Genomic DNA, 11,747 nt, shown 5'->3' with positions numbered 1-11,747 from the left:
GCCCTAGCGCGTTCCGCGCGGTCCGAGAAGGGGGCAGGTGTGCGAAACTGGCGCAAGGTGCGTCGACGCACCTTTCTTGAAGCGATTTGCAAATCGCTTCTCCCGCGCGCCGCACGGCGCGCGCACAAAGCCGTTCGAACGGCTTTGCCCCGTCATCCTTGCGCTCGTTCGCGCCCCGATGCGATAGCGGCGCGCAGCTTGCGCTCGATCGACGCCTGCTTTGAGGCCGAATGGAACTTCAGCCCGAACATGTCCTTCACGTAGAACGTGTCGACCACTTGTGCGCCATAGGTCGCGATCACGGCGGAGGCGATCTGGATGTTGGCCTCTGACAAGGTGCGCGACAGATCATAGAGCAGCCCGGGGCGGTCGCGGGTGTCGACCTCGATGATCGTGTAGATCTCGGAGCCATCATTGTCGAAGGTGACCGAGGTCGGGACCTGGAACTTGGCCTCGCGCTTCTTGATCTTGTCCCGCGGCGCCAGCGCCTCTCGGGCCAGCACCTCACCCATCAGGGTCTTGTGGATCATCGTCTTGAGCCGCGGCAGGCGCGAGACGTCGTAGGGGCCTTCCTCGCCGTCCTGTATCCAGAAGGCGGCGGTCGCGAAGCCGTCCTTCGAGGTGTAGGTCCGCGCATCGACCACATTGGCCCCCACCAGCGCCAGCGCGCCGCACATGCGCGCGAAGATGCCGGGGTGGTCGGCCATGGCAAAGCAGGCGCGGGTGGCGTCGCGATCCTCGTCGGGCGTCAGCTCGATGCGGATCTCGTCATTGGGGATGTCGCGCAGCAATTTGGCGAAATCCACATGGGCTGTGACATGCAGGCCTTGCCAGTAGGGCGGGTAGTGCCGCGCCACTTCGCGGGCGAGGTCTTTCTTGTCCCAGTCGGGCAGCGCTGCGCGCAGATTTTTCTTGGCCTCAGAGCCGCGCTCTTCTCGGTTGAGCGCCTCCATCCCGTCTTGCAGCCCGCGCTTGGTCTGGCGGTAGAGCGCGCGGATCAGCGAGGCCTTCCAGTTGTTCCACACATCGGGGCCCACGCCGCGAATGTCGCACACGGTCAACACGCAAAGCAGATCCAGCCGCTTCACGGTCTTCACCGCCTTGGCGAAGTCGCGCACGGTGCGCGGGTCGGCGATGTCGCGCTTCTGGGCCATGTCGGACATCAGCAGGTGGTAGCGGATCAGCCACTCGACCGTGTCGCATTCGTCTTTGTTCAGGCCCAGTTTCGGCGCGATGAAGCGCGCGAGCTTGGCGCCGAGGATCGAGTGATCCTCGTCCCGGCCCTTGCCGATGTCGTGCAGCAGCAGCGCCACGTAAATCACCTTGCGGTTCACGCCGCGCTTCAGGATCGAGGAGGCCACCGGCAGCTCTTCGATCAGTTCTTCACGCTCGATCTGGGCGAGATGCGAAATGCATTGGATGATGTGCTCATCGACCGTGTAGCTGTGATACATGTTGAACTGCATCATCGCGACGATGGTCTGGAAGTCGGGGATGAATGCGCCCAGCACGCCCAGCTCGTTCATGCGGCGCAAGGCACGCTCCGGGTTGCCATGCTTCAAGAGCGTATCGAGGAAAATCCGCGCCGCGTCCTTGTTGCCTTCCAGCCCGCGGATCAGGTCCAGATTGGCCGAGATCAGCCGCATCACGTCCGGGTGCAGCAGGTAGCCCGTGCGCAGCGCCTCCTCGAAGATACGCAGCAGATTGAGCGGGTCTTTCAGAAAGCTCTTCTGGCCGCGCACATCCAGACGGCCCTGCCGGACCTTGTAGCCCTCTTTCAGCTTCTTCTTGCGCGCATTGCGCAGAAAGCCGAACAGCGTCGGTTCCTGCTTGACGTGGCGGGCTTCCAGATCGGTCAGCAGAATACGGGTCAGCTCGCCCACCTTGGTCGCGTGGCGGAAATAATCCTGCATGAAATGCTCGACCGCGCGGCGGCCGCCGCGATCCACGTAGCCCAGCCGCTCGGCCACGGTCACCTGCACGTCGAAGGTCAGCTGCTCCTGCGCGCGGCCCGCAATCAGGTGCAGATGCGCGCGGGTGGCCCACAGGAACCGCTCGGCCTGCTTGAAGTCTTCCAGCTCATCCTGGGTAAAGACCTTCAGCTTCACCAGCTCGGCCGCGGTTTTCACCCGGTTGACGTATTTGGCAATCCAGAACAGCGATTGCAGGTCGCGCAGGCCGCCCTTGCCCTCTTTGACGTTGGGCTCGACGATGTAGCGCTGACCGCCGTGTTTTTTCAGCCGATCGGCGCGCTCGTCGAGCTTGGCCTCGACGAACTCGGATGCGGTCTTCGAGAACAGTTTCTCCCACAGCTGCGCTTCCAGCTCTTGCGCCAGCTCCGCGTCGCCTTCGATTAGGCGGTGCTCCAGCAGGGCGGTGCGGATGGTGAAATCTTCGCGCCCAAGCCGCAGGCAATCCTTCACGGTGCGTGAAGCGTGGCCGACTTTCAGCTTCAGATCCCACAGGATGTAGAGCATGGATTCGATCAGGCTCTCGGCCCAGGGCGTGATCTTGTAGGGCGTTAGAAACAGCAGATCTACATCCGAGCTTGGCGCCATCTCGCCCCGCCCGTAGCCGCCCACAGCGATCACGGAGACGCGCTCGGCCTCTGTGGGGTTAGGCAGCGGGTGTAAGTGCATGCGCGCCACGTGGAAGGCTGCGCGCACCAGCCCGTCGGTGAGAAAAGTATAGGACCGCGTCAGCCTGCGCGCGGCCATCGGCTTGGCCTCAAAGGCGTCCGCAATCGCCGCGCGCCCGTCGCGCTGAGCCTCCTTGAGCAAGGTTACCGTGGTCGCCCGGATCGCTTTCGCGTCGCGCTGCGGGGCCAAAGCCTCTTCGAGCCGGGCGCGCAGGCCCGCCTCGTCAAAGATATCGGCGGCCGGCAGGATCAGATCATCCGGCAGCAGCTCCTCGGGGTCGGGCAGGGGCGGCTCAGAAGCCGCCGAAGCCGAAGGATTTAGGAGCTGGGTCAATAATTTGAACCTGATTGTTGGACACTTGCGCCACCGCCAGCGCCCGCTGGATGGTGCCGTTGGGGCGGAAGCGGAAGACGCCATTTACGCCCTTGAAGCCGGAATTTTGCGTGAGGTTCCCCTTGCTCATGGCCAGCTTCTTGGCCTGCAGGGCGCCGATGGCGGCGATGCCGTCATAGGCGAGCCCGGCCAGCGGGTGCGGGGCGTTGCCATAACGGCCATTGTAGCGATTGTTGAACTGCGCGACCGGCCCGGGGTCGGGCAGGGCGAACCAGCCGCCCTGGACGCCCGGCAATTGCAGGGTCTGGGGCGGCACGTCCCAGCGGGTCAGGCCGATATACTTGGTGACCGAGGGGCTCACGCCCTGCTCGGGCAGCAGCTGCGCCAATAGCGGCAGCGCACCGGTGCTGTCGGAGGTCAGCATCACGGCATTTGCGCCGGAGCTTTGGATGGTCGAGGCGATCTGCGGCACCGCCGAGACGATGCCCTGCTCGGAAAATTCGAACGCGCCGTCGCCCACGATCTGCACACTGGTGCCGGAGGCGGCCTGCACAATGGCAGAGCGCGCGATCTGGCCCACCGGCGTGCGCGGATAGACGACGACCACCCGATTGCGCCCCTGCGCGCCCGCATACCCCATCAGCCGCGAGGCGATGTTGTCGAACGTGTTGCCCAACACAAAAAGGTTGCCGCCCGCGATGGAGGTGTTGTTGGAGAAAGAGATGACATTGGTGCCCGAGCCGGAGACCGCGACGGCGGCTGCGTTAGCCGCATCCGAGCGCAGCGGCCCAAGGATGATGTCGGCGCCGGCATCCACGGCCGCACGGGCCTGGGTTGCGGCCGTGCCAGCCTGGCCTGCAGTGTTGTAGACAGTGATGTTGACCCGGCCCTCGCCGAGATCGGCCGCGGCCAGCCGGGCCGCGTTCTCCAGCGCGCGGGCCAGCCCCGCGTCGCCGGGGGTGACGGATCCGTAGGGCACCAGCAGGGCCACCTCGGTCGCGCCTCCATCCGACTTGCCGCCGCCGGGCGCATTGATCGCGGTCAGGTCGACGTCACAGGCCGCCAGCGTGGCCGCCGCTGCCAGCGCCGCGAGGGCGCGGATGCCCTTGCGGGCGCTTCCCAAAAGGTTGAACATGTCTTTCACTCCATAAGTCCCCACCAATGGCCGCCGGCTCAGCCACACTTGTGCTTCTGAATACGAGGTCTGACGGGTCAAGTAAATGTGAAGACGAGGGCCAGGCGCCATGACAGCCGCAAACCGCGTAAATCTGGCCCCGGGCCTTTATTTTGTAGCAACCCCGATCGGCACCGCGCGCGATATCACGCTGCGCGCGCTCGATATTCTGGCCTCGGCGGATGTGCTGGCGGCCGAAGATACCCGCACGCTGCGCCGCTTGATGGACATCCATGGAATCGCTCTGGAGGGGCGTCCGATGGTGGCCTATCACGACCATAACGGCGCGCAGGCCCGGCCCAAATTGCTGGCCGCGCTCGCGGCGGGCAAGTCGGTGGCTTACGCGTCAGAGGCCGGCACGCCACTGATCGCGGACCCCGGCTATACGCTCGGTCGGGAGGCGTCTGAGGCGGGCATGATGGTGACTGCGGCGCCGGGCGCTTCGGCGCTGTTGGCGGCGCTGGCAGTGGGTGGCTTGGCGACAGATGCGTTCTTCTTCGCGGGCTTTGCGCCCAATGCGAAGGGCGCGCGGCGGGCATTTCTCGCGGCGCTGCGCGAGGTGCCGGGCACGCTGGTCTTCTATGAGAGCCCGAAGCGCGTTCACCGAATGTTAGAAGATGCGTTGGATACTTACGGGAATCGGGCCGCGGTGGTGGCGCGGGAGCTGACCAAGAAATTCGAAGACGTACGGCGCGGCACGCTGTCGGATCTTGTGTCGACGCTGGAAGGTGAAACGCTGAAGGGGGAAATTGTCGTGCTCATCGCCCGGGGCGATGCACAGGTTTTCGATGAAAGTGACATGCAACTGCTTTTGAAAGACGCCCTTAAGACCAGCAGCGTGAAGGATGCCGTGGCCTCCGTCGTCGCGGCAACGGGGCTGCCAAAACGGCAAGTCTACCAGGCCGCGCTGGAGCTGTCGAAATCGGCAGGCGATCCATGAGCCGCGGTGCCGTGAATTATCATGCGGGATTGGAAGCGGAACGCTCTGTGGCGCGCCGCTACCTGCGCGCGGGCTACACCTTCGCCGCCCACCGCTTTCGCGCGGGCCGCGGGGAGATTGACCTGATCATGCGTCGCGGTGCCGAAGTGATTTTCATCGAAGTGAAGAAAAGCGTCTCGCATGCGCAAGCGGCCAGCGCGCTTGGCCCCCGCCAGATCGCGCGCATCTTCGAGACGGCGACGCGGTTCGTCTCCGGCGAGCCGAAAGGACAGGACACCGACATGCGGTTCGACGTTGCGCTGGTCGACGCCCATGGCGAGATTGAAGTGCTGGAGAATGCACTGATCGCCTGACCTTGTCGTGGCCGCCGCAGCTCTCATTGGTCTTGCCCCGCGCCGCGCGCTGTCCCATGTAAAGGCTCCAAGCCCGAGGCGGGCACGTCTGACAGGAGAAGAGCCATGGGCCTGAACGTCGCAATCCAGATGGACCCGATCGACAGCATCAATATCGACGGAGATTCGAGCTTTCGCATCGCCGAAGAGGCGCAGGCCCGCGGTCATAGCCTTTTCTACTACACCCCCGACAAGCTCTCCTACGAGGAGGGCTTGGTCTACGCCGAAGGCTGGCCGCTGACGGTACGCCGGGTTAAAGGCGATCATTTTAAGCTCGGCGCGCTCACACGCAAACCCTTGTCGGAGTTCGACGTCGTCTGGCTACGCCAGGACCCGCCCTTCGACATGGGCTACATCACCACGACCCACCTTCTGGACCGGGTGCACCCCGACACTCTTGTCGTCAATGACCCAACATGGGTGCGCAACTGGCCCGAGAAGCTGAAGGTCCTCGACTACCCCGACCTGACCCCGCCCACCGCGATCGCCCGCGATCTTGAGACGCTGAAGGCGTTCAAGGCGCGCCACGAGGACGTCATCCTGAAGCCGCTCTACGGCAATGGCGGGGCCGGGGTGTTCCGCCTGCGTGACGGCGACAGCAACCTCAACTCGCTCCACGAGCTGTTTTCCGGCATCAACCGCGAGCCGCTGATCATGCAGAAATTCCTGCCCGACGTCTCCAAGGGCGACAAGCGGATCATCCTTGTCGACGGCGCGCCGGTGGGCGCGATCAACAGGGTGCCCGCAAAGGGCGAGACCCGCTCGAACATGCATGTCGGCGGGCGGCCCGAGAAGATCGGCCTGACCGAGCGCGACCGCGAGATCTGTGCCCGCATCGGCCAGGATTTGAAGGATCACGGCCAGATATTCGTGGGTATCGACGTCATCGGCGGCTGGCTGACCGAGATCAACGTAACCTCGCCCACGGGCCTGATGGAGCTTGAGGCGTTCGACGGGATCAACGCCACCGCCAAGATCTGGGAGGCCATCGAGGCCAAGCGCGCCTAAGCGCCGGGCATCCGGTAGCTGACTGCCTCGCCGATATGGCGCGCGCCAACCTGCGCGCTGCCCTCGAGATCGGCAATCGTGCGGGCGACCCGCAGAACGCGGTGATAACTGCGCGCCGTCAGCCGGTAATGCTCCGCGGCCCGCGTCAGCAGGGCCGCGCCTTCCGCATCGGGCGTCGCAATCTCCTTCAGCACCTCGCCTTCGACATCCGCATTGGACCGTAGCCCCGGATGCCCACGCAGCCGCTCAAGCTGCACTTCACGCGCCGCCGTCACCCGTGCCGCGACCTGCTCGGACGTATCGCCGGAAGCGGGCAGGTCGAGGTCGGTGAAGGCCACGGGTGGCACGTCGAGACGTAAATCGAACCGGTCCATCAACGGGCCCGAAATGCGGCCCAGATAATCCTCGCCGCAATGGGGCACCCGCGCGCAGGCCTGCGCCGGATCGGTCATGTAGCCGCATTTGCAAGGGTTCGCCGCGGCCACCAGCATGAATTTGCACGGGTAGCGGACATGGGCATTGGCGCGCGCCACCACCACGTCTCCGGTCTCGATGGGCTGGCGCAGGGTCTCCAGCACGGTCCGCGCGTATTCCGGGAACTCGTCCATGAACAGCACACCGTTATGTGCGAGTGAAATCTCCCCCGGCTTCGCGCCGCGCCCGCCGCCGACAATGGCCGCCATCGAAGCGGTGTGGTGCGGCGTGCGAAAGGGCCGCTCGCGTGAAATGCCGCCATCCTCCAAGAGCCCGGCCAGCGAATGGATCATCGAGGTCTCCAGCGCCTCTTCCGGTGAGAGCGGCGGCAGAATGCCCGGCAGGCGCGCGGCCAGCATGGATTTGCCCGATCCCGGCGGGCCGACCATCAACAGGTGATGCCGGCCCGCCGCGGCGATTTCCAAGGCCCGTTTCGCGCGCTCCTGGCCCTTCACATCGCGCAAATCCTTAGAATGTGTCGCCCGCGCGACCTCGCCGGGTGCTGCAACCGCCAGCGGCTTTTGGCCGGTGAAGTGCTGCACGACCTCCATCAAAGAGCGTGCGCCGAACACCTGCGCCGCATCAACCCAGGCGGCCTCGGCCCCGCAGGACGCAGGGCACAGCAGCGTGTGGTCTTGGGCGGCAGCGGTCAGCGCCGCGGGCAAAGTGCCGATGACCGGCACCAGCGAGCCGTCAAGCGACAGCTCACCCAAGGCCACCGTGCCTGCGACCTCTTCGCTGGGCAGGATGTCCAAGGCAGACAGCAACGCCAGTGCGATCGGCAGATCGAAATGGGAGCCCTCCTTGGGCATGTCGGCGGGGGACAGGTTCACCGTGATCCGCTTCGTGGGCATCGCGATGGACATCGCCGTCAAAGCAGCGCGGACCCGATCGCGCGCCTCGCTGACGGCCTTATCTGCGAGCCCCACAATCGAAAAGGACGGCAGACCCGCCGCGACCGAGCATTGCACCTCGACCGGGCGGGCTTCGATCCCTTCGAATGCCACTGTGTATGTCCGCGCAACCATGGCACCCTCGACTCACTTGCTGCGCCGGAGGGTGCACCGCTTTTGGTTAACGCCGAGTTACTCCGGCCCGGGCCAAGGCGCCTTGTCGTAGGGCTGGTCGTAGACCGTGAGCGGCTCCTCCTTCATGGCCAGACGCCGCCATTGGAGGAAGGTTGGATCGCTGATCACCGTCTCGCAATAGGTGCGCGCCTTGTCGCTGACCGGCAGGCTGAAGCCCACCATGCGCACCGCGACCGGTGCGTAGAAGGCGTCGGCGATGGAATAGTCGCCAAACAACCACGGGCCCTCCGGCGCATGGGCGCGCGCGGCGCTCCAAAGCATCTCGATCCGGTCGAGATCGGCTTTCAGCGCCTCGTCCGGGGTTATGCCGGTCCAGACGTTGCGCATGTTCATCGGACAGGTGCTGCGCAGGGTGGTGAAGCTAGAATGCATCTCTGCGGTGATCCCGCGCGCCAGCGCGCGGGCGGCCGGGTCCCTGGGCCAGAACGGCAGGTCGGGGTGGCGCTCGGCCAGCGTCTCGGCAATCGCGAGCGTATCCATGACCACCGGCCCCTCGGGCAGGCGGATCACGGGAACGCTGCGCGCCGGGGCAAAGGCGGCCAGGTCAGCGCGGAAGTCGGGCCCGTAGATGCGGGTCGTCGACAGGTTCACATCGAGGCCGAACTTCGCGAACAGAAGCCAACCCCGGAGCGACCAGCTGGAATAGGCCCGGTCGCCGATAAGAAGATCATAGGTCATGCGGGCGAGCCTAATCCGCGCGCGCGTCCGCACGGAAATGAACATTTGTGTTTTGCGCCGTCACGGCTCGTGATTGATCGCCCCGATCCGCCAGCCCGTTCGCGCAACGTCGATCCGGGTGACCGACAGCGGCTCGATCCGGTGCGACATCGCCTTGTAGGGGGTCACGCCCATCGCGCGCTCGATCTGGGACATGATCACGCCCATATGGGCCACGATGACGATATCGCCGATATGGTCGGCAATCAGCCGCTCCACCGCCGGGGTCAGCCGGGCGTGCAGATCGTTCCAGCTTTCGCCACCGGGGGCGCGGATGTCGCCCGGCTGTTCCCAATACTGGCGCGACAGTTCGGGATGCGTCTTGGCCACGTCGGAGAAATGCTTGCCGTCCCAGACGCCGAAATCCAGTTCCCGAAGCGCGGGATCATGGGGCAGGCGGCGGCGGCGGCCGGCGATGGCGTCCGCCGTGGCGCGCGCGCGGTGCAGGTCGGACGAAATCAGCACCGCCTCGGACGGCAGATGCGCATCAAGCCGGGCGATCTTCGCGGCATCGGACAGATCGGCCGGCACGTCGCGATGCCCGGTAAACGCCTTCTCATGGGTCGGGCCATGGCGCACCCACCAAAGCCGCGTCACTGCAGTTGGCCCTTCAGGACCTGCGGCAGACCGGCGATGACATGGACCACCAGATCGGCCTGTACTGCGAGTGTCTGGTTCATGCGCCCATGGGCCTCGCGGAAGCGGCGCGCCATCGCAAGCTCCGGCACCACGCCCTGGCCCAGCTCGTTGCTGACGATGACGACCGGCGCGGCGCAGGTCGCGAGCGCGCTCGCCAAAGCGGCGGTTTTGGCGGCAAGATCAGCCTCGGCCATCATCTGGTTGGTCAGCCACAGCGTCGCGCAGTCAAAAAGCACGATCTCTCCGTCGTGGCGCGCGTTCAGGGCCTCTGCCACGGCGAGGGGCTCCTCTACGGTCTCCCACCCATCGGCGGCGCGTATCTCGCGATGCCTGGCGATCTTGGCGCGCATCTCGTCGTCAAACGCCTGCGCGCTGGCCAGGTAGATCCGGCGCAAATCCGGGGCGGATTGGACCAACTGCTCCGCAAAGCCCGACTTGCCCGACGCAGCACCGCCTAGCACCAGCGACAGTCTTGGCAAGGGCTGTGACCGGGGGGCTACATTTTTTTTCATAGAAAGAATGATCCGATTTTGAGACCCGCCCGTAACAATCACAAAGAACCAGTCTGCGCAAAGACATAATCGACAATTTACCCGGGGGTAAGCCAATGGCATTTGATGGACGTCCATCCGACAACACACTGTCCCGCACCGCGATGAAGGCAGAGCTGCTGGATGCGGAAACCGAGTTGAGATTGGCCTATGCGTGGCGCGACGAGCGCTGTGAGGAATCCCTGCACCGGCTGATCACGGCGTACATGCGCCTTGCCATTTCCATGGCTGCCAAGTTCAAGCGCTACGGCGCTCCGATGAACGATCTGATTCAGGAGGCCGGTCTGGGCCTGATGAAAGCCGCTGACAAGTTCGATCCCGACCGTGGCGTGCGCTTCTCGACATACGCCGTGTGGTGGATCAAGGCGTCCATTCAGGATCACGTGATGCGCAACTGGTCGATGGTGCGCACCGGCTCCACCTCTTCCCAGAAGTCCCTCTTCTTCAACATGCGCCGGGTGCAGGCGCGGCTGGAGCGTGAGGCCGCAGCCCGTGGCGAGACCCTCGATCGCCATGAGCTGCGGAAGATGATTTCGACTGAAGTGGGCGTGCCGCTGCATGACGTAGAGATGATGGAAGGCCGCCTGTCCGGCTCCGACTACTCGCTCAACGCGACCCAATCGACCGAGGACGAGGGCCGTGAATGGATCGACGCTCTGGAAGATGATGGCCCGCAGGCCTCCGAGCTGGTCGAGCATTCCCACGACATCGACACGCTGCGCCAGTGGCTTGTGTCCGCCATGACCGCGCTGAACGCCCGCGAGCAGTTTATCGTCCGCGAGCGCAAGCTGCTCGACCAGCCCCGCACGCTGGAAAGCCTCGGCAATGAACTGGGCCTGTCGAAAGAGCGCGTGCGCCAGCTGGAAGCCGCTGCCTTCACCAAGATGCGCAAGTCGCTCGAAGGCCAAAGCAAGGAAGTGCATCATTTCCTGGCGCACTAACCTGATATCATGCGTGGCGGCTGTCGCTGCCACGACCCCCATCAATGCCGAGGTCCTCGCGACCTCGGCATTTGACGTTCTGCGCGGGGCAGACGTGGTGATCGCGGGAGAATTGCACGACAACCCGACCCACCACATCAACCAAGCGGCCATCGCGGCGGCGATCATGCCCAAGGCGCTGGTGTTCGAAATGCTCAGCCCGGCGCAAGCCGACGCAGGCAACGCGGCCGATTGGTCCGCAATCGACCAGCTTGACGCGGCGCTTGGCTGGTCAGACAGCCCCTGGCCTGATTTCGCGATGTACTTTCCGATCTTCGAAGCCGCGCCCGACGCGCAAATCTTCGGCGCAGCCCTGCCGCCCGACACCGTGCGTGCCGCTGTCGGAACGGGGGCCGCGGCGCAATTCGACGGCCCCGAAGCCTTTGATCTGGCATCGCCGCTGGACAATGACGAGCAATCCACCCGCGAAACCCTACAGGCCGAGGCCCATTGCAACGCGCTACCCGAAGACATGCTCGGCGGCATGGTCGAAGCTCAGCGCCTGCGCGACGCCAGCTTCGCGCAATCCACGCTGGATGCCTTGCAGCAGACCGGCGGCCCGGTGCTGGTCATCACCGGCAACGGCCACGCGCGCACTGATTGGGGCATGCCGCGTTACCTCAAACGCGCCGAGCCGGAGCTGTCGCTGATCTCCGTAGGCCAGTTGCTGGAGGCGCAGGACGACCCACCCTATGACCGCTGGATTATCACCGGCGCCTACGATCCCGGCACGGGCGATCCCTGCGCCGCCTTTAAAAGCAACTGATTGCCGCCGCGCGCGCGCTGGCCTAACACTGTGGGCGCGTTATGTG

General features: G+C 65.0%; 11 protein-coding genes. 5 read left to right on the top strand and 6 right to left on the bottom strand.

Features of this window, described 5'->3' with window-relative positions:
* Nucleotides 1–152: 152 nt before the first annotated feature.
* Both C8N43_RS16135 and C8N43_RS16130 read right to left on the bottom strand, forming a co-directional pair.
* Nucleotides 153–2,924 (bottom strand): [protein-PII] uridylyltransferase, encoded by a 2,772-nt coding sequence (locus C8N43_RS16135; RefSeq protein ID WP_425437099.1) that lies wholly within the window; start codon nucleotides 2,922–2,924, stop codon nucleotides 153–155.
* A 7-nt stretch (nucleotides 2,925–2,931) separates the two neighbouring features.
* Nucleotides 2,932–4,107, bottom strand: a complete 1,176-nt coding sequence (locus C8N43_RS16130) for a penicillin-binding protein activator (RefSeq protein WP_107846779.1) — start codon at nucleotides 4,105–4,107, stop codon at nucleotides 2,932–2,934.
* A 109-nt stretch (nucleotides 4,108–4,216) separates the two neighbouring features.
* On the opposite strand from C8N43_RS16130, the gene rsmI reads away from it, so the two are divergent.
* The 3 genes from rsmI to gshB all read left to right on the top strand — a co-directional run bounded on the left by rsmI (nucleotide 4,217) and on the right by gshB (nucleotide 6,486).
* On the top strand, nucleotides 4,217–5,086 hold the full coding sequence (gene rsmI, locus C8N43_RS16125) for a 16S rRNA (cytidine(1402)-2'-O)-methyltransferase (protein ID WP_107846778.1): 870 nt from the start codon (nucleotides 4,217–4,219) through the stop codon (nucleotides 5,084–5,086).
* Nucleotides 5,083–5,439 (top strand): YraN family protein, encoded by a 357-nt coding sequence (locus C8N43_RS16120; protein ID WP_107846777.1) that lies wholly within the window; start codon nucleotides 5,083–5,085, stop codon nucleotides 5,437–5,439. The genes rsmI and C8N43_RS16120 overlap by 4 nt, the downstream gene beginning before the upstream one ends.
* A 105-nt stretch (nucleotides 5,440–5,544) precedes the next feature.
* Nucleotides 5,545–6,486 carry a glutathione synthase gene (gene gshB / locus C8N43_RS16115; protein WP_107846776.1) on the top strand — a complete coding sequence of 314 codons (942 nt, stop codon included), beginning with the start codon at nucleotides 5,545–5,547 and terminating at the stop codon, nucleotides 6,484–6,486.
* Here the strand turns inward: gshB and C8N43_RS16110 are convergent.
* Genes C8N43_RS16110 through cobU form a run of 4 tightly spaced genes read right to left on the bottom strand, consistent with a single transcriptional unit; the run spans nucleotide 6,483 to nucleotide 9,916 of the window.
* On the bottom strand, nucleotides 6,483–7,988 hold the full coding sequence (locus C8N43_RS16110; protein ID WP_107846775.1) for a YifB family Mg chelatase-like AAA ATPase: 1,506 nt from the start codon (nucleotides 7,986–7,988) through the stop codon (nucleotides 6,483–6,485). The two genes, gshB and C8N43_RS16110, sit on opposite strands and share 4 nt — an antisense overlap.
* A gap of 57 nt (nucleotides 7,989–8,045) precedes the next feature.
* Nucleotides 8,046–8,726 carry a glutathione S-transferase gene (locus tag C8N43_RS16105; RefSeq protein WP_107846774.1) on the bottom strand — a complete coding sequence of 227 codons (681 nt, stop codon included), beginning with the start codon at nucleotides 8,724–8,726 and terminating at the stop codon, nucleotides 8,046–8,048.
* 60 nt (nucleotides 8,727–8,786) lie between these two features.
* Nucleotides 8,787–9,362 (bottom strand): histidine phosphatase family protein, encoded by a 576-nt coding sequence (locus tag C8N43_RS16100; RefSeq protein WP_107846773.1) that lies wholly within the window; start codon nucleotides 9,360–9,362, stop codon nucleotides 8,787–8,789.
* Nucleotides 9,359–9,916: a bifunctional adenosylcobinamide kinase/adenosylcobinamide-phosphate guanylyltransferase gene (cobU, locus tag C8N43_RS16095; RefSeq protein ID WP_107846772.1), complete on the bottom strand. Its 558-nt coding sequence runs from the start codon at nucleotides 9,914–9,916 to the stop codon at nucleotides 9,359–9,361. Before cobU ends, C8N43_RS16100 begins: the two co-directional genes overlap by 4 nt.
* 95 nt (nucleotides 9,917–10,011) lie before the next feature.
* On the opposite strand from cobU, the gene C8N43_RS16090 reads away from it, so the two are divergent.
* Both C8N43_RS16090 and C8N43_RS16085 read left to right on the top strand, forming a co-directional pair.
* Complete coding sequence (locus C8N43_RS16090) at nucleotides 10,012–10,896, top strand: RNA polymerase factor sigma-32 (protein ID WP_107846771.1); 885 nt, start codon at nucleotides 10,012–10,014, stop codon at nucleotides 10,894–10,896.
* Between the two features lie 13 nt (nucleotides 10,897–10,909).
* The gene (locus C8N43_RS16085) at nucleotides 10,910–11,701 is read left to right on the top strand and encodes a ChaN family lipoprotein (protein ID WP_245913059.1); all 792 of its coding nucleotides are present in this window, start codon (nucleotides 10,910–10,912) and stop codon (nucleotides 11,699–11,701) included.
* Nucleotides 11,702–11,747: the final 46 nt, after the last annotated feature.

Origin of the sequence: Litoreibacter ponti, assembly GCF_003054285.1 — a bacterium.
GTDB classification, from domain to species: Bacteria; Pseudomonadota; Alphaproteobacteria; order Rhodobacterales; family Rhodobacteraceae; genus Litoreibacter; species Litoreibacter ponti.
This window is presented reverse-complemented; position numbering and strand designations above follow the sequence as displayed.